The sequence below is a fragment of the Paenisporosarcina antarctica genome (genome assembly GCF_004367585.1).
Lineage (GTDB): Bacteria > Bacillota > Bacilli > Bacillales_A > Planococcaceae > Paenisporosarcina > Paenisporosarcina antarctica.
The window spans coordinates 1,621,771-1,639,583 of record NZ_CP038015.1; the positions used below are offsets into that span (position 1 = coordinate 1,621,771).

Genomic DNA, 17,813 nt, shown 5'->3' on the forward strand with positions numbered 1-17,813 from the left:
TGCTACAGACACTATTAAAATGACAATAAATAAAACTAAAATCTCATAGATAAATTAGGGGTCAATAAAGGGAAAAAAACCTTTGCAAACAAAAGAATTGATGTTCTTCACTGATGACCATTCTTGAATGACATCCATATAGAAATTGAAGAAGTAATAGCAAAAATATGTCCATTTCCTGAAAAAAATTATTCATTCGATTATCAACATAGGTTTTACATTCCAAAAAATTATATATATAACTTATTCATGACATTTTTCACTGTATCAAAGCTTAACTATGACTAGTGAGATATACTATTATTAGAACAGGAGTTGTTGCTCGATGTTAAAAAAACAGTTAGAAAAACATATAGCATATGCACTAACTACAGAAGAGAAAAAGTTGAATTTATATCCAGAGGAAAAAGAGTATGTAGTAAAACATCAGTTACTTTCCAGTAACATCGTAGTTGTGGATGTAGACTCTGATACTCGCTATTTTAATGCAGTTATTGAAAGATGCAATAAAGAAACAGAAGAACTGTTATCTAAAGAGAAACTTAGCTTTTTAACTCAACCATTAAATTACCTAAAGGTTCACAGAAATGAATTTCTTTATGTTGAATCCACTTCACTTGAGAATATCGGCGTAGACTCAATTGCGTTAGAATTTGATGAAGTATTTGAAGCCTATACTGCTATGATGGGATTGAAACTGCAAAAGAAATTCGGTGATGCAATTAAAACGCATTTTGACGATCATTTGCAAGGGGATAAAACTGAATACAGTGTGTTGTTTTCGATAGAAGATGGCATGTGGCATGTGAATTTTCCTATAAACTTTGTTGATCATTTTCACATGGAAATGTCGCTAAAAGAGGCTTATGAATTAATTTACCGCTTTTTATTTACATTAGTCGAGGATGTTGAGGATAATCAATAAGTAACATTGCTTCTATTCAAAACGAAGTAAGTGCTAAAAATATTAATAAATGAAAAACGAGAAACTCATCAAATATCTGATGGGTTTCTCGTTTTTATTCAGTTTTCAACATTTTTATTATTGTTAATAAAAATGTTGAAAAATATAAATAAATTAAACGGATAATAACGCTTTGTCACTCGTCAACTTTTCACCACGGATACGCTGAAATTCATCCATTAATTTTGGAATGGTTAATTTCTTCTTCTCCACAGCGTCTATTTCTAAAATGATTTGTCCTTTGTCCATCATAATAAGCCTGTTACCTAAGTCTAAAGCTTGTTGCATATTATGAGTAATCATCAATGTTGTGAGCTGATTTTTTTCAACAAGTTCTTTTGTTAAATTGGTAATCAACTCTGCACGAGAAGGATCAAGTGCAGCAGTATGTTCATCCAGTAGTAAAATATCCGGTTGTGTGAAGGTAGCCATCAACAGTGAAAGAGCTTGTCTTTCTCCTCCTGAAAGCATTCCTACTTTTGCATTCAAACGGTTTTCAAGGTTTAAATGAAGTGTTTCAAGAGATTCACGGAACAATTCCCGACGTTTCTTGTCCACACCTATTCGTAAAAGACGTTTTTTGTTCCGTGAATAGGCCATCGCAAGGTTTTCTTCGATTGTCATCGTGGGCGCAGTTCCTGCCATTGGATCTTGAAATACTCTTCCAATCATCTGAGAACGCTTATATTCAGGCAATTTTGTCACGTTTTTTTTGGCAATTTCAATTTCACCAAAATCGGGAGTAAGCGCGCCGGAAATCATATTCAACATCGTCGATTTCCCAGCACCATTACTTCCAATTACCGTCATAAAATCACCTGGATTTAACTTAAGATTTATTTGATCTAAAGCAATTTTTTCATCAGGTGTTGCTTCATTAAATAATTTATTAATCTGGATGAGGTTTAGCAACTGGAGCTCCCCCCTTCGTTCGCGAATGTTGATACTCTGCTAAGCGCTCGGCATGCCGTTTAGCTTTTCTATTTTTTTCTCGTTTCTTTTCAAAGTACTGAGGTAAAATCAATGCACCAATTACAATAACGGCAGTAATTAATTTCATGTCTCCCGTATCAAGGAAGTCTATTCTAAGTGCTAGACCAAGTACAATTCGATAAATAATTGCCCCAGCAATAACAGCAAATGTAGTTCGAACAATAGTTTTGGTACCAAATATGGCTTCACCGATAATGACAGATGCCAATCCAATGATGATCATCCCTATTCCCATTCCAATGTCTGCAAACTTAGCATACTGAGCAATCAGTGCTCCTGAAAAGGCAACCAAGGCATTTGAAAAACCAAGTCCAACAATAATGAGTGTGTCTGTATTAGCCGATAAGCTGCGAATCATTTTTTTATTATCGCCAGTAGCTCTTATGGCAAGTCCAACTTCAGTTTTCAAGAACCAATCTACAAGAACCTTAATTAGTAAAACGATGATGGTCATAATAAACAAAATACCCCATGTGGACGGTAAATATTGAACCCCCATCATACTGAACATATTGTTAATTGCCGTGTCTATTCCAAAAGAACCCCAAAATGATTGGAATTGATTAAACATTGTTTCGGCATTTAATAAGGGAATATTCGGTCGACCTATGGAATTCTCGGAGGTTAGTCCCATTATTCGTAAATTTATAGAATATAAAGCAATCATCATCAATATTCCAGCAAGTAAGGCATTGATCTTCCCTTTTGTATGTAGAAGGCCGGTTACACAACCAGCCAAAAACCCAATAATAACGGCTACTGCTGTAGCTAACATCGGATGATATCCTAAGATAATCATCGTGGCAGCAACTCCAGCTCCTGTTACAAAACTACCATCAACCGTTAAATCTGGAAAATCCAACACTCGAAATGAGATATACACCCCGAGTGCCATAATTGCATAGATGATTCCTTGCTCTACAGAGCCAAATACAGCTGAAAACATGTAGAATCACCTCCTGTTTTATTCGCTAAATTCAGCTTTCCACTCGTCCTTGATATCAAGTCCGATAACTGATGCTGTGTCTTTATTCATAGTGAAAATTAATTTTTGTGGAATTTGAACAGGAAGGTCAGCAGGTTTGCTTTCACCTTTTAGAATTTTTACTGCCATTTCTCCTGCTTCGTATCCGATGTCAAAGTATTCAAATCCGTATGCTGCTAAGGCACCTCGTTTTACAGAGTCAAATTCGGCAGCCACCATCGGTAGTTTATTATCGTTTGCTACTGAAATGACAGATTCAAGTGCAGAAACAACTGTGTTATCTGTAATGATGTAGAAAGAATCTACTTTGCCAATCAATGATTCGGCCGCTTGTTTAACATCTGCAGACGTAGCAACAGACGCTTCAACTACTTCCATATCCATATCTTTTAGCATTTCTTTAACCGCGTCTACTTGCGCACGAGAGTTTTGCTCTCCTGAGTTAAACACCATTCCAACTTTTTTAGCTCCTAATTCTTCTTTAAGGAACTTCATTGTATTTGCGATCGCATCAGGATGACTATCAATCGTACCTGTTATGTTACCGCCCGGCTTTTCCATTGACTCGACTAACTCTGCTCCAACAGCATCTGTTACAGATGTGAATACAATCGGAATATCTGAAGTGGCGCTGGCCGCAGCCTGGGCACTTGGTGTTGAATTCGCAAATATTAAATCCACATTAGAGCTGACTAGGTTAGTTGCAATTGTCGTACTGGCACTTGGATCACCTTGTGCAATTTGGACGTCATATTCTGCGTCAATTCCTGCATCTTCTATCGCTTTTTGAAAGCCATCATATGCTGCGTCTAAAGAAGGATGTTCGACTATTTGAGTAACCCCAATTTTAAATGTCTTTGTGTCTTCGCTAGATGTATCTTTTTCGGCTTCATCGTCTCCATCTCCACATGCTGCAAGAAATAGAACAGTACTAAAAAAAACAAGCCCAATTTTCTTCCAATTATTCTTCATTAAATTGTCCCCCTATTATTATCTAAGTTCTATTTTGTGAATCTTTGAAACCAAGGAATTTTATATTTCAATATACTATATTGAAATATAAATTTAGTCTAAAAATTTTAAGAGTTCTGATAATTTAAGCGTTGAACATGCAGAGTTGCTATAAACCTAAAAGGATTTCAGTACTATCTTCAATCATACATTTATATATTTAGATAAGAAAGAAAACTTTTCATATACATTAATAAATATAAAGATAAAGAGATTAGTAGCATAGAGCAAAAATAGTTAAAAACTTTAGAAAATCTCTAATTTATTCACTGAATTCTGCTTTCCACTCGTCTTTAACTTTTAGCTCAATTGCCTCTACTGTCTCTTTGTTCATAACAAATCTTAATTCTTTAGGAACTTGAACTGGTAATTCGGACGGTTTACTACCTTCTTTTAAAATCTTAACAGCCATTAAGCCCGCTTCATATCCAAGATCAAAGTATTCAAAGCCAAATGCAGCTAAACCGCCTCGTTTTACTGAATCTAACTCACCAACCATCATTGGTATTTTATTATTTTTAGCTACTAAAACTACAGATTCAAGCGCTGAAACTACTGTGTTGTCTTTAATAATATATATTGAGTCAACTTTACCTATTAATGAATCTGCCGCTTGTTTCACTTCTGCCGATGTTGCTACAGAAGCTTCTATAATATTTAGACCCAGTTCATTTTTCAATTCATTTACTCTATCCACCTGTACACGGGAGTTTTGTTCTCCTGAGTTAAATATAATTCCCACATTTTCTGCACTCAATTCTTCTTTTAGGAACGTCAAAGTATTCAAAATTACATCGGGATGCAAATCTATTGTACCTGTCACATTCCCTCCTGGACTTTCCATTGAATCAACCAACTCAGCACTTACAGCATCTGTAACGGAAGTGAAAACGATTGGAATTTCTTGAGTAGCACTAGCTACAGCTTGTGCACTTGGTGTTGAATTTGCAAAAATCAAATCTACTCCAGAATTAACGAGGTTACTAGCAATTGTAGTGTTCGCACTATTATCATTTTGTGCGTTTTCCACTGTATATTCTACCTCAAGTCCTTCATCTTCGATAGCCTTTTTAAAGCCATCATACGCGGCATTTAATGATGGGTGTTCTACTATTTGAGTTACACCAATCTTATATTTCTTTGTTTCCCCCGTAGCTTTGTTTTCTCCTCCTTCACCACACCCTGCCAGGATTAGCGCAGTACTGAAAAAAACAATCCCAAATTTACCCCAAATATTCTTCATTAATTTTCCCCCTGCTAGTTTATAATTCTATGTTGAAAAAACTTGTTCCCATATTATAATTTATCGTAATATTACACGCGCTTAAATAGTTAGTCAAATAGAGTATGAAAATTTTGTATATTTAGTTTATAAAAAAGGGGATTTCAGGTATTAGATTAATTGACAATACACGCTAGTAAATAATCCTATTCTTAATTACGTTTCAGCGGAAACTACTTAAATCGATAACAAATCTATCTTTCTAATTTTGATAGGTCCAGCATGAATTGCTTGTCCAATAAGACCTTCTACAGCTTCAAGTAGTCCTTCATTTAATCCTGGATGCGCGTAAGCAGGAAATTTTATATCTTCTTCTTTTGCTGCCATTTCTAACAGCTGGACAAAGGAACCCGACATGTCAATTGCACCCTCCCCAATCATGTGAATACCTGCAATTATATCGGTAGTTGAATCGGAAACAACTTTAATAAAGCCATCCTTTTTACTTGTAATTGTCGCATAACCGTTGCCTCCAAGAGGGAATTGGCTGACACGTACTTCCATGCCAGAGTCACGTGCTTTTTGTTCAGTAAGACCAACACAAACAATGGGAGGAATTGTGTGGGCAACAATTGGTAAAAAGGTGAGATCAACTTCCGGTTTTCCACCTGCAATATATTCTACAGCCGCTTTTCCTTGCTTAATTGCCTTAACCGCTAGGAGAGGACCTTCCGTTACATCACCAATTGCATATATGGAAAGAATCGATGATTGCATATTTTTGTCAACCTTAATGAATCCTGCATCCGTTTGTTCTATTTTGAAGCGACTGATTCCTAGTGGTTCTATATTCGCTTTCCTATTCCCAGAAAAAAGGAGATATGATCCAATTATTTTCTCTTCAGAATTTTTATCGTTTATACAAGTTACAGAAATTGCGTCCTCAGTTTCATTCGTAGAAATCAATTCAACTACTTTAATCACGTTAATTTTTCGTTTCTTGAATAATCGATTCAATTCCTTATTGATTGATTCATCAAATGGATAGCCTTCTTTATTATCGAGAAGAATCGTGACTTTTGCACCGAGTGCTGCAAAACTGGAGGCTATTTCAAGAGAGATATAATCATGTCCTTTTACGATAAGATGTTCTGGCACTTCTTCTAGTTCAAATATTTCATGGGACAATAAGGTCCGTTTTCCATTTACTAATAATTCTGAAGGCGTTTCCTGTGAACTCCCCGTAGCGATGATTACCTGTTTAAATACGTAAATGTCAAACTGATGTCCATTTTCCACACCAATTCTGTCTATACCGAGAAATGTAGCTTTTCCTAGGATTACTTCAATTTTGTTCTCTTTACAAAGACTTTCTACACCAGATCTAAGCCTATCGATCACTGTCGTTTTATAAGAAAGGAGTTTCTTTAAATTGAAGACTTCATCTCCACTACCAATCCCTATATCACGTAAATGAGCTGTATCTGATAGCTTGGATGCAGCGTGAGTAAAAACTTTTGAAGGAATACAACCTTTGTTTAAACAAACACCACCCATATCTGCTTGTTCAATTAATGTGACTGAAAGCCCGAGCTGGGCACCACGTATGGCGGCAGAGTAACCACCGGGTCCACCCCCGATGATAATGAGATCTCTTTCCTGAATGATTTCCCCAACAACCATATTAAATCATCTCCATCATCAGTTTGTGTGGGTGTTCAATCAGACTGGCAAAACGGTTTGTAAATGCAACAGCTGTAGCTCCGTCTGCAACTCTGTGGTCAAATGCCATGGAAAGTGTCATGATATGACCGATAACGATTTCATCTTGGTCATTGACAATCGGTTGTTTTTTTGTCTTATGAAAAGCAATTATAGCTGTTTCTGGATAGTTGATAATTGGTGTCGCACCGGTACTGCCTAGTGGACCAACATTGCTCATAGTAAATGTACTATGTTGCATTTCGAAAGGCTTCAATTTCCCAGCTTTCGCTTTCTTTGTCAACCATTTGACTTGTTCATTAATTTCTCTGATTGATTTCTTGTCCGAATCATGGATAACCGGGACAAGTAGGCCATTGTCAGTATTAGTTGCTAAACCAATATGATAATTCTTTTTAAGTAAGATGAGGTCATTTTCTTCATCAAGTTCAGCATTGAAAATCGGGAAATCTTTTAATGAAATAACAAGTGCTTTTATGAGAAATGCAGAAACACTTATTGATTCACCTGACGCTTTTAATTGTTCACGTATTTTAAATAGATTCGACATATTTACTTCATCAAAATGCGTAACATGTGGAATGGTAAATAGTGATTTGGTCATTTTTTGAGCAATTTTCTTACGAATGCCTCTGAAAGGAATTTCATCAGGAGTTTCTTTCTTGATTGTTATTTGCTGCACTTCCGCAATTGGTTCATTCTCCACTTGCTCCGATTTTAGGAAACGATATACATCTTCTTCAGATACTCTACCTGACAAATCTGAAGCACGAACATCATCAATACTAATATTGTTGTCACGTGCAATTTTACGTGTGTAGGGTGTAGCGAGTACCCGGTGAAAAGTATTTAAGGAAGATTTCCCACTTTTTTCACTTGGTAAGATAGCTTTAATGTAAGGATTATGATTCTCTTCAGTTTGAGTTGGTTGTTTTGCTTCAGAGTTGTTATCTGCCTTGATGTAAATAAGGCTTGTTCCAACTTGGACAGTTTCGCCAGGATTAATAACAATTTTTGTCACTACACCCGAACAAGGCGAAGAAAGTTCTGCAATCATTTTGTCTGTTTGCACCTCCACAAGTGGTTGATCCGTTTTTATTCGATCACCAACCTTTACCAGGTATTGAACAATTTCTCCTTCGGTCATTCCTTCACCGATATCATGCAATTTTACTTCAAGCATTGCATTTCCTCCTTAAAAATGAACAACTTTTTCAATTCCTTTTAGTACACGGGCGGGTGTAGGAAGATAATGTTCTTCTAATGAAAAGAATGGTACCGGTACATCAAACCCTGTCACTCGTTCAATCGGAGCACGTAAATATAGGAAAGATGTATCGTTTATGATAGAAATGATGTCATTGCCAAGTCCACCAGTATTATGTGCCTCGTGAACGATGACCGCTCTTGTGGTCTTTTGCACAGACTGAGAGAGTATATCTCGATCAATTGGATAAAGTGTACGAAGATCTATAATTTCACAACTAATTCCTTGTTGTACTGCCTGTTCGGCTGCTTTCTCCGCAATTGTAACCATAGCCCCCCATGCAATAAGTGTTACATCCGTACCTTCACGTACAATTTTCCCTTTACCAATTTCTACGGTGTATTTTCCGACCGGTACTTCTTCTCTCTTTGAACGGTAATTTCTCATCGTTTCTAAGACAAGTACCGGATCGGGATCTTCCATTGCTGCAATTAATAATCCTTTCGCATCATAGGGACTAGAAGGACAGACTACTTTGATGCCAGGCATGTGTGTGAATAATATTTCCGTACTATCCGAATGGATTTCAGGAGCGCGAATTCCAGCTCCATATGGTGCACGAATGACCATCGGTACGGTGAAATGAGACATCGATCGTGTCCGAATTCGTGAAACATGTGTCATAATTTGTTCGTATGCAGGATAAATAAAACCTAAAAACTGTATTTCTACAACCGGTCTGAATCCGTTTACGGCTAATCCAATCGATGTACCAATAATGCCCGCTTCAGAAAGAGGTGTATCGACTACACGATCATTACCAAACTTTTCCTGAAGTCCTTCTGTCGCACGGAATACTCCACCGTTTTTACCAATGTCTTCTCCAAGTATGATGGTTCGATTATCCTCTTCAAGCATAATTCTCATTCCATCATTAATTGCTTGAATCATCGTCATCTGTTTAGTCGTTTCGTTTTTTTCATTCGACTCTATCAAGTGGGTCGTCATTTAGCTTTCCCCCTTAAATGTGTAAGATAGGATTCTTTTTGTTCAGCAAGGTGAGCCGGCATCACTGCATATACATGATCGAAAATATCGTCCACGACGGGAGGGGGAAACTGTTCCATTCCTTCTACAGCTGCTTCGATTTCATTATTTATTTTTTTCTTCACTTCTTTTATCCATTTTTCATCCCAGTAGCCATAATTTTTCATAAACATTTCTAACCGTGAAAGCGGGTCGACAATATTCATTCCTTGTTCGTTTGGACGATACTTAGATGGATCATCTGCTGTAGTGTGTGCACCCGTCCTCCAGGTGACCGCTTCTATTAGAGTTGGTCCATTCCCACTTCTAGCGTAATCAAATGCTTTTTTCGTTTCAAAATACACGATAAAACAATCGTTACCGTCAATTCGAATTCCTGGCATGTCATAGGCAACTGATTTTTGTGCAATGGTTGCTGAATTCATCTGTTTTTCAATGGGAAGCGAAATGGCATAACCATTGTTCTGGTTAAAAAACACGACAGGTACTTTGAACACACTCGCAAAATTCAAGCCTTCGTGAAAGTCACCTTCTGATGTTGCGCCGTCCCCAAAGTATGCAATGGTTGCATTTTTTGTTCCTTTTCTCTTTTCAGCCCATGCGGCACCAGTAGCATGAGGTAGTTGAGTAGCTATAGGCACCGCGGGTGGGAATATATTTTTGCCTTCGGGTGGGACACAACCTTCTACACGTCCATTCCAGTACAAAAGCGCCCTTACCATATCGGCTCCGTACGTCAACGTTGCTCCGTGATCACGGTATGTTGGGAAAATCCAGTCATTCGGTCCAAGAGCAAGCGCACTGCCAACTTGTGAAGCTTCCTGTCCCTCAAAAGGAGCATAAGTTCCGAGACGACCTTGTCTTTGCAAATTAATTGCTTTTCTGTCAAATGTACGAATTCGCATCATATTGAAATAAAATTCTTTAACCAATTTCTCATCAATTTGTTTTTCATAGGTTGAATCAATTATGAATCCTTTATCATCTATAATTTTTTTAATCGGATAGTCAAGTTCCATATTCACTGCCTCCTATCATGATTAATTGCGAAATGACCATTTAGGTTTCACTGACGCTGTGTAGAAACCATTCCGTTTCCCTCTGACCTCTATTTTCTTCTCACACATTTTATTTGCTGATTCCATTGTCGACAATCCACTAATTTCAGCTTGTTTGAATACTTCCAATATGGCATCATAAATATGTTTTGTTTTAGCAAGAACACGTTCATGATTAGTGCCGTACAATTCATCGGCCACCTGGATAAGCCCTCCGGAATTAACAATATAATCTGGTGCGTAAAGTATGCCTTTTTCTTGAAGCATTTTCCCATGGCTTTCATGTAGTAACTGATTGTTAGCAGAACCTGCAATTGCTTTTACTTGAAATTGAGCAATTGTATTATCATTTATGATTCCACCAAAGGCACAAGGTACGAACATATCCGCTTGTTGTGAATAAATATCTTCTTTTGCAACTATTTTTACTGTTCCTAAAGTTTTTGTTGCTATTTCTTCAATCGCCTTAAGACTCTCTTCATTAATATCAGATACGATTAGGTGAGCACCTTCTTCAAGCAAGCTACTTGCAATTTTAAATCCAACCTTACCAAGACCTTGTACAGCGTATACAAGTCCACCCAAATCATCTTTTCCATAAAGTACTTGATTGGTTGCTTTTATTCCGTATAAAACACCAGCAGCTGTTGGTATTGATGAATCCCCGCCTCCTCCATATGCTTCCGGTAAACCGTTCACAAAGTTTGTCTCTTTCATGGCATGGATAAAATCATCCATATTCGTTCCCATATCAGTTCCGGTAAAAAATCTGCCTCCTAATGAATTTACAAATTGACCGAATGCACGGAATAATTCAGGTGTTTTGTCTGTTGTGGGATCCCCAATAATAACTGCTTTTCCTCCACCAAAATCAACATCAGCAGCAGCACACTTATAAGTCATTCCCTTTGATAGTCGTAAAACATCTTCCAATGCTTCATCAACACTAGTGTATGGTTGCATACGACATCCTCCCAGTGCTGGTCCAAGAGTCGTATTATGAATGGCTATAATTGCACGCAAACCTGTTGAAGGATCATTACAAAAAACTACTTGCTCATGTTCACTCATTTTGTCGAAAAGTTCAAAATCTCTTGTGATTGACAATTTTTCTGTTATTTTCATTTAAAATGCCCCCCTGAATGTAGCTTATTTATTTTTTATTAAGAAAGTAGCTTGTTTCAATTTCTCCGTAATCTTTTCTTTAGGTAATATTACTTGCTTCACTTCACCTTTTCCGATTACTCCTAACTGATTTTCCGCCAGTATTTTTGTCAAGACGATATTGTCACGAAGTTCAACTAAAGTTGCTGTTAATGTAACGGTGGAACCAAGTGGAGATGCAGCTACATGTTTAAGTTGTACTGAGGCACCCATACCTTCTTCATGACTCTCCAAAAATGGTAGAATAATTTTACGAGAAACCCACTCCATGTGATACGTCATCGCTACGGTTGAATAGACAGGATGGACAACTTTTCCTTCAAACGCAGCATACATATCCTCTGTCACAATGATTTCGATTGATTCTTTTCTACCTACTTCCATTCCCGGTTTCATCGTTTCACCTCAATTTAATATGTAGATGCTTCATCGTATACTTTTAACCTAAATATATTTTAAAAAGACCTCATCTATGCCAATAGCAATCCTTTTAACATCAATACAAATAAAATCGAAAAATTATTTGAGAAAGGGAAAAAGATTATTTTTCTTTCTATTGATGACCTTTTTAAAATTCTAGCTTTAAAGTCCCTTGCACTTCTATTTCATTGCGTCACACACTTAATGAAAGCGCTTCCATTTAATATATGATATTCCCTTTTCGCATAACACTATTCAAACGTAATATTAACAAACCGTAATATCATAGTCAACAAAATATTCAGAAGAATCTTTATTTGATCAAATATAAGAAAATAATAAAGGGTCCTCCCTTAGTTCACCGAACCTAGGTAAGACCCTTCTTTATTATTTAACAGCTTTTTTAATAAGAGTATCTAATTCATTTCCTGCTTGGTTAATTTGTTTATTTGCTTCGTCCATCATGCTATCAAGTAACTCTTTTACACTGGGAATATGATGAATCAACCCTGCTATTTGACCACTATTAATAAACCCATTATCCATATCGCCTTCGATTGCACCCTTGATGTGTTGTTTTTCAGATGTCATTTCACCAAACTGCTCTAGTGTTATTCCTGACTTTTCTAATTCAATAAGTTTTTTTGAATAAGTTGTCTTTAAAAGCCTTCTCAGTCTTCCAACGGTTCGCCCTACAATTATTGTTTCTGTATCACTAGCATCCACCAGATTTTGCTTGTAAACATCGTGAAATGGCGCTTCCTTCGTTGCAATTAAACGAGTGCCTATTTGCACACCGCTTGCTCCGAGCATAAGAGCAGCTGCGAGTCCTTTGCCGTCACCAATTCCGCCTGCTGCAACTACCGGTATTTTAACGCTATTTACTATTTGTGGAACTAGCGTAAATGTCGTAAGTTCAAGGCTAGAGTTGATGCCAGCTGCTTCAAAACCTTCGGCAACGAGAATATCCGCCCCCGCCTCTTGCGCTTTTAGTGCATGTTTGACTGAAGCAACGAGTGCAATGACGGTGATACCATGTTCATGTAGTTTTGCAATATAAGGCACTGGATTCCCTGCTGAAAGGGAAATAATTGGAACGTTATGTTTGATAACCAGATTAATCAGCTCGTTAGTATAGGAAGAAACACTAATTGCTATATTAACCGCAAAATTCTTATTCGTTTGTTTTTTTGTTTCAAGAATAATATTTTCCACTTCAATTGGAGTCATCGTTCCACATCCAATTGTTCCGAGCCCTCCAGCCTCTGATACAGCAATAGTCAACTGGGCATTACTAATGTTTCCCATACCACCTTGAATAATTGGATAGTTAATTCCGAGCATTTCACAAACGTATTTCATCTATTATCCACCTCTACTTAAATATGTTATAGTAAATGCAGTAATAAAACAATTGCAATAATTTAAAAAATGGAGGTAAAATTTTTGATAATTAATTATAAAGGGAAAACACCTGTGGTGGATCCTACAGTTTTCTTAGCTCCGGGATCTAAAATTATCGGGGAAGTTCAAGTAGGGGCAGAATCAACTATTTGGTTTAATACGGTATTACGAGGAGATGAAGGACTAATCTCTATTGGAAAAAGATGTAGCATCCAGGACAATTCAACTATTCACTTATATGAAGATGCTCCTGTTGTAGTAGAAGATGAAGTTACAGTTGGACATAATGTCATTCTACATGGCTGTAAAGTCGGAAAACGCTCGATTATCGGTATGGGTTCAACTATTCTTGATCATGCGGAAATAGGTGAAGAATGCATTATCGGTGCCAACACGTTAATTCCCCCAGGTAAGAAAATTCCACCCAGGTCACTAGTTGTTGGGTCACCGGGAAAAGTTGTAAGGGAATTGAATGACAAAGATCTTGAAATGATTCAACTATCCATTGATACATATGTTCAAAAAGGATACGATTATAGGGAAATATTTTCGAATAAAGTAAACGACTAATTAAAAACTGGGTTGCCAATAGGCACCCAGTTTTTAATATAAAGAAATCGATTATTTTAAAAAAATTCACTCAATTATAAAGGGATGATTATCTGCATCATACGACTTGTCTTTCCTTCTCAGGTCATTATCTTCTTGGAAAACCATTTCGAAAAACTGACTAGCCGATTGCGCTAGCAACTTATAATATGACTCGAACAAAAGAGCAGCATGATTACCGTTCCATATTTCCGGTAGCAATTCTTTAGGTAGCCCTGGATCAGAAAATAGGAACTTCCGGTATTCATGAACGAGGTTTGTTCTTTCTACGAAACACTCTGCATTCGTCATTTGTCCTTTATTCATCATACTATGATGGACAATGAATTGATTGCTATACGTCGATATGAATTCTTGATATCTTTCAGCAATTTCTTGAAGTGGCCAACTCTTTTCAACGAGTGCTCTGTCCGCTTGTGGTCCTTTATATTCAGATACGAAGAAATCTACATATGATTGAATACCGTACTTCTCGATAAGAAGGTTAACTTCCTTTTCAAGATTATTAGGTGAAATCCAGCAACCATTTGAAAAGCTACCGAAACCACTCCATAAAAGTTCTTTACGAAGTTCATCGCGAATCTGCCTTTTTTCTTCGGGAATTGTATACATAAGAATACGCCACTTACCATCCCAATCGTTTGGCATCAATTTGAAAATACGGATTGCCGCTTCTTCAATTCGAGTTTCTCCACGAGGGGTCATGAAATAATAGCTTTTATTCCCCTTTTTCTCGGAATCAAGCCATCCTTGCTTCATCATTCTAGAAACAGCTACACGAACAGATTGTTCATTATGACCAAACTCTTTCAATAAATGAATTAAACTCCCAATCCAAATCTTGTTTCCATAATGACGAATATAGTCGCCATATATTGTAAAAATCATTGATTGTGTATTCGCCATGTATTCTCACTCTTTCTTCTTTACACTGATTAACGATGTATCATGATACATCCCTTCCCTCATTATATAGTTATATTGCTAAAATGAAAATTAATTACCTGTAAAAATCGGATCTCTTTTTTCACTGAATGCATGAAGCGCTTCCATTCGATCTTCGGTTGGGATAGTTAATTCGTAAGCTTTCGATTCAATTGCAAGTCCAGTGTGCAGGTCGGTGTTCATGCCTTGCGTAATCGCATACTTTGCTTGCGTAATTGCAACTGGTCCATTTTTCATGATATTGAATGCAAGCTGTTCACAGGTAACAAGAAGATTTTCTTTCTTCACTACTTTCAAAACGACTCCAAGATCCAAACCTTCTTCTGCTGTGAACCTTCTTGCGGTGAAAATTAGCTCTTTCGCCTTCATCTCTCCAACAAGTCTAGGGAGACGCTGCGTTCCCCCAGCTCCCGGAATGATTGCCCAACTTGTTTCAGTCAGACCCATTTTCACTCCTTCTGCTGCTATTGAGAAATCACAAGCAATCATCAATTCAAAGCCGCCACCTAACGCATAGCCGTTGACTGCGGCTATTGTTGGTTGAGGGAGACTTGCAATGCCGTTGAATACGTCTCTGATTTCTTTCACATTTCTTCGAACTTCAGTTTCATTTAAAGTTTTCCGCTCTTTCAAATCAGCTCCAGCACTAAATGATTTATCTCCTGCTCCAGTAAAAATGACCACTTTAACTTCTGAATCAAGAGAAATCGAGTCAGTCACTTCCTTAAGCTCATGAAGTGTTTGGTAATTAAAGCAATTTAATGATTCTTCTCGGTTAATGGTCACATAGGCAATGTTGTTTTGCTTTCTATATAAAATAGTTGTCATATATTTAGTCTCCTTTTCGAATGGAAAAACTGTCCTACTCCTGCCACAGATCTACTTAAAAATGTCTGGGCTTGAGGGACAGCCTTTATATAATGATTATTCGTTTACATTCTCAATAATTGCAGCAATTCCCTGACCAACTCCGATACACATCGTTGCTAGACCGTATTTAACATTTTGTTTTTTCATTTCATATAGAAGTGTCGTTAAAATACGTGCGCCACTAGCACCAAGAGGATGTCCAAACGCAATTGCTCCACCGTTTACATTTACGATTTTGTCGTCTAATTCTAACTGTTGTATACATTCAAGTGATTGTGAAGCAAAGGCTTCATTCAATTCCACAAGACCAAGGTCATTTGTCGTGAGTCCTGCACGTTCCAGTACTTTTCTAGAAGCGAAAATTGGACCAAGACCCATTACATCTGGTTCGAGTCCAGCTGTTGCTCCAGCGACGTATCGAGCTAGTGGTTTGAAATTCAATTCTTTTGCTTTTTGGGCACTCATAAGGAGTAAAGCAGACGCACCATCATTCACGCCAGAAGCGTTACCTGCTGTAACGGTGCCACCATCAAATATTGGTTTCAGCTTAGCAAGTTTCTCAAGCGTTGTATCAGGACGAGGATGTTCATCTTGATCTACAGTAATTTTGTTACCTTTCCGGTCTATATAGACCACCGGGACGATTTCTTCAGCGAATCGATTTTCATCCATCGCTTTTTTTGCTAGTTGTTGACTTTTATAAGCAAATAAATCTTGATTTTCTCTAGTTATATTATAACGCTGCGCAACCGTTTCAGCTGTTTGTGGCATAGAATCTGTGCCATACATCTCTTTTAGCTTATTATTGGTAAATCGCCAGCCGATTGTTGTATCTTGTAGGTCCATATTGCCTCGTCCAAAGGCTTTATCAGGCTTAGCCATAACGAGCGGCGCACGCGTCATACTTTCTGTTCCTCCAGCAATGTAAATATCGCCATCGCCTACTGCGATAGCTCTTGCTGCATACATTACGGCGTCGAGTCCTGAACCGCAAAGACGATTAATAGTGGTCCCTGCCACTTCGACAGGAAGACCAGCGAGCAATGCTGACATTCGCGCAACATTGCGATTATCTTCTCCTGCTTGATTTGCATTTCCAAATATAACTTCTTCAATTTCACTTGTCAGAAGGTTTGGATTCCGTTCGACAAGAGCCTTAATAACGACAGCTCCAAGGTCATCGGGACGTACATCTTTTAACGCGCCATTATATCTTCCGATTGGTGTACGAACAGCATCTACTATAACGACCTCTATCATTTCGTAACCAACTCTTCTATTGTATAGTCATATACACCTTTGCCGCTTTTTCGTCCTAGGCGTCCAGCTTTTACATATTGTTCTAGAAGTGGCGCAGGACGATATTTTTCTCCAAGTTTTTCATGTAAGTATTTCAAGTTACTTAAACGTGTGTCGAGTCCGACGAGATCCACAAGTTCGAATGGTCCCATTGGATAATTTAAACCTAACTTAATTGCTTTATCTATTTCTTCTGGCGTTCCTAGGCCTTCTTGGAGCATGTAAAAGGCTTCGTTACCAACAAGCGCACTTATTCGGCTTGTGACGAATCCTGGAAATTCATTAATAACGACGGTTTCTTTGCCCATTTTCTCAGCTACTTCTCTAATTCTTTGGGCTGTCTCATCGCTCGTTTCCAAGCCCCTTACAATTTCTACAAGAGGCATTTTATGTACAGGATTAAAAAAATGCATTGCAATTGTTTTATCTGGTCGTTTACCAAAAGAAGCGATTTCAGTCGGGCTCATCGTTGATGTATTTGTTGCAAAATAACATTCAGAAGATGCATGTTCTTCAATTGTTTCCATCACTTGCTTTTTTATAGCCATTTTTTCAGGGACAGCTTCAATAATTAAATCTGCGTACCCAGCTGCTTTGGGTAAGTCGCTTTCATAACTTAAATTCTGGCGAGCTTGGTTGACTTGATCTACTGAAATCTTTCCACGCGCAAGACCCTTTTCGAAAATATTATCAATTTCTTGCTTTGCATTTTGCAATGCAGATTCATTAATGTCAACAACTGTCATAGTGTACCCACCAACTGCGCCGACATATGCTATTCCCCTGCCCATCACTCCTGAACCGACGACAACGATATGTTTAATCATTATTTCACTCCTCCTTATTATAATGAAAGAATACGGACAGAGGTTTTAAAAAACCCTGTCCGTAAC

Annotated in this window: 17 protein-coding genes; 2 read left to right on the plus strand and 15 right to left on the minus strand. The window is 37.6% G+C overall.

Annotation, left to right across the window (positions count from 1 at the left end; all coding sequences use genetic code 11):
• Positions 1-325: 325 nt before the first annotated feature.
• Positions 326-925, plus strand: coding sequence for a branched-chain amino acid aminotransferase (locus E2636_RS08155; protein WP_134209756.1), 600 nt, complete (start codon positions 326-328; stop codon positions 923-925).
• Between the two features lie 153 nt (positions 926-1,078).
• Here the strand turns inward: E2636_RS08155 and E2636_RS08160 are convergent, their stop codons facing one another.
• The 11 genes from E2636_RS08160 to E2636_RS08210 form a co-directional block, all read right to left on the minus strand.
• Positions 1,079-1,876, minus strand: coding sequence for an ABC transporter ATP-binding protein (locus tag E2636_RS08160; protein WP_134209757.1), 798 nt, complete (start codon positions 1,874-1,876; stop codon positions 1,079-1,081).
• Entirely contained in the window at positions 1,854-2,903 is a 1,050-nt protein-coding gene (locus E2636_RS08165; protein WP_134209758.1) for an ABC transporter permease, read from the minus strand. Before E2636_RS08165 ends, E2636_RS08160 begins: the two co-directional genes overlap by 23 nt.
• Before the next feature lie 18 nt (positions 2,904-2,921).
• Positions 2,922-3,914 carry an ABC transporter substrate-binding protein gene (locus E2636_RS08170; protein ID WP_134209759.1) on the minus strand — a complete coding sequence of 331 codons (993 nt, stop codon included), beginning with the start codon at positions 3,912-3,914 and terminating at the stop codon, positions 2,922-2,924.
• A 301-nt stretch (positions 3,915-4,215) separates the two neighbouring features.
• On the minus strand, positions 4,216-5,196 hold the full coding sequence (locus E2636_RS08175; RefSeq protein ID WP_134209760.1) for an ABC transporter substrate-binding protein: 981 nt from the start codon (positions 5,194-5,196) through the stop codon (positions 4,216-4,218).
• A 216-nt stretch (positions 5,197-5,412) separates the two neighbouring features.
• Positions 5,413-6,858: a dihydrolipoyl dehydrogenase family protein gene (locus E2636_RS08180; RefSeq protein ID WP_134209761.1), complete on the minus strand. Its 1,446-nt coding sequence runs from the start codon at positions 6,856-6,858 to the stop codon at positions 5,413-5,415.
• A 1-nt stretch (position 6,859) separates the two neighbouring features.
• Positions 6,860-8,080, minus strand: a complete 1,221-nt coding sequence (locus E2636_RS08185; RefSeq protein ID WP_134209762.1) for a dihydrolipoamide acetyltransferase family protein — start codon at positions 8,078-8,080, stop codon at positions 6,860-6,862.
• Between the two features lie 12 nt (positions 8,081-8,092).
• Entirely contained in the window at positions 8,093-9,112 is a 1,020-nt protein-coding gene (locus tag E2636_RS08190) for an alpha-ketoacid dehydrogenase subunit beta (RefSeq protein WP_134209763.1), read from the minus strand.
• Entirely contained in the window at positions 9,109-10,170 is a 1,062-nt protein-coding gene (gene pdhA, locus E2636_RS08195) for a pyruvate dehydrogenase (acetyl-transferring) E1 component subunit alpha (protein ID WP_134209764.1), read from the minus strand. Before pdhA ends, E2636_RS08190 begins: the two co-directional genes overlap by 4 nt.
• A 21-nt stretch (positions 10,171-10,191) precedes the next feature.
• Positions 10,192-11,334 carry a Leu/Phe/Val dehydrogenase gene (locus tag E2636_RS08200; RefSeq protein WP_134209765.1) on the minus strand — a complete coding sequence of 381 codons (1,143 nt, stop codon included), beginning with the start codon at positions 11,332-11,334 and terminating at the stop codon, positions 10,192-10,194.
• A 24-nt stretch (positions 11,335-11,358) separates the two neighbouring features.
• A complete protein-coding gene (locus E2636_RS08205; protein WP_134209766.1) occupies positions 11,359-11,769 on the minus strand; it encodes a thioesterase family protein in 411 nt (136 codons plus the stop codon).
• Between the two features lie 411 nt (positions 11,770-12,180).
• Positions 12,181-13,155, minus strand: a complete 975-nt coding sequence (locus E2636_RS08210; protein WP_134209767.1) for an NAD(P)H-dependent flavin oxidoreductase — start codon at positions 13,153-13,155, stop codon at positions 12,181-12,183.
• Between the two features lie 69 nt (positions 13,156-13,224).
• On the opposite strand from E2636_RS08210, the gene E2636_RS08215 reads away from it, so the two are divergent.
• Positions 13,225-13,767 (plus strand): gamma carbonic anhydrase family protein, encoded by a 543-nt coding sequence (locus E2636_RS08215; RefSeq protein ID WP_407670287.1) that lies wholly within the window; start codon positions 13,225-13,227, stop codon positions 13,765-13,767.
• A gap of 66 nt (positions 13,768-13,833) precedes the next feature.
• On the opposite strand, the gene paaX is transcribed toward E2636_RS08215, so the two are convergent.
• From paaX to E2636_RS08235, 4 genes are all read right to left on the minus strand, one after another.
• Positions 13,834-14,712, minus strand: a complete 879-nt coding sequence (gene paaX, locus E2636_RS08220; protein ID WP_134209769.1) for a phenylacetic acid degradation operon negative regulatory protein PaaX — start codon at positions 14,710-14,712, stop codon at positions 13,834-13,836.
• Positions 14,713-14,802: 90 nt separating this feature from the next.
• Positions 14,803-15,579 (minus strand): enoyl-CoA hydratase-related protein, encoded by a 777-nt coding sequence (locus tag E2636_RS08225; RefSeq protein WP_134209770.1) that lies wholly within the window; start codon positions 15,577-15,579, stop codon positions 14,803-14,805.
• 96 nt (positions 15,580-15,675) lie between these two features.
• On the minus strand, positions 15,676-16,881 hold the full coding sequence (locus tag E2636_RS08230; protein ID WP_134209771.1) for an acetyl-CoA C-acyltransferase: 1,206 nt from the start codon (positions 16,879-16,881) through the stop codon (positions 15,676-15,678).
• Positions 16,878-17,747, minus strand: a complete 870-nt coding sequence (locus E2636_RS08235; RefSeq protein WP_134209772.1) for a 3-hydroxyacyl-CoA dehydrogenase — start codon at positions 17,745-17,747, stop codon at positions 16,878-16,880. Before E2636_RS08235 ends, E2636_RS08230 begins: the two co-directional genes overlap by 4 nt.
• Positions 17,748-17,813 lie beyond the last annotated feature (66 nt).

Coding starts and splice junctions, on each gene's coding strand:
- E2636_RS08185 (WP_134209762.1), bottom strand. CDS start 8,080: ATGCTTGAAGTAAAATTGCATGATATCGGTGAAGGAATGACCGAAGGA.
- E2636_RS08225 (WP_134209770.1), bottom strand. CDS start 15,579: ATGACAACTATTTTATATAGAAAGCAAAACAACATTGCCTATGTGACC.
- E2636_RS08215 (WP_407670287.1), top strand. CDS start 13,225: ATGGAGGTAAAATTTTTGATAATTAATTATAAAGGGAAAACACCTGTG.
- E2636_RS08165 (WP_134209758.1), bottom strand. CDS start 2,903: ATGTTTTCAGCTGTATTTGGCTCTGTAGAGCAAGGAATCATCTATGCA.
- E2636_RS08205 (WP_134209766.1), bottom strand. CDS start 11,769: ATGAAACCGGGAATGGAAGTAGGTAGAAAAGAATCAATCGAAATCATT.
- E2636_RS08175 (WP_134209760.1), bottom strand. CDS start 5,196: ATGAAGAATATTTGGGGTAAATTTGGGATTGTTTTTTTCAGTACTGCG.
- E2636_RS08210 (WP_134209767.1), bottom strand. CDS start 13,155: ATGAAATACGTTTGTGAAATGCTCGGAATTAACTATCCAATTATTCAA.
- E2636_RS08180 (WP_134209761.1), bottom strand. CDS start 6,858: ATGGTTGTTGGGGAAATCATTCAGGAAAGAGATCTCATTATCATCGGG.
- E2636_RS08235 (WP_134209772.1), bottom strand. CDS start 17,747: ATGATTAAACATATCGTTGTCGTCGGTTCAGGAGTGATGGGCAGGGGA.
- paaX (WP_134209769.1), bottom strand. CDS start 14,712: ATGGCGAATACACAATCAATGATTTTTACAATATATGGCGACTATATT.
- E2636_RS08230 (WP_134209771.1), bottom strand. CDS start 16,881: ATGATAGAGGTCGTTATAGTAGATGCTGTTCGTACACCAATCGGAAGA.
- E2636_RS08170 (WP_134209759.1), bottom strand. CDS start 3,914: ATGAAGAATAATTGGAAGAAAATTGGGCTTGTTTTTTTTAGTACTGTT.
- E2636_RS08155 (WP_134209756.1), top strand. CDS start 326: ATGTTAAAAAAACAGTTAGAAAAACATATAGCATATGCACTAACTACA.
- E2636_RS08200 (WP_134209765.1), bottom strand. CDS start 11,334: ATGAAAATAACAGAAAAATTGTCAATCACAAGAGATTTTGAACTTTTC.
- pdhA (WP_134209764.1), bottom strand. CDS start 10,170: ATGGAACTTGACTATCCGATTAAAAAAATTATAGATGATAAAGGATTC.
- E2636_RS08190 (WP_134209763.1), bottom strand. CDS start 9,112: ATGACGACCCACTTGATAGAGTCGAATGAAAAAAACGAAACGACTAAA.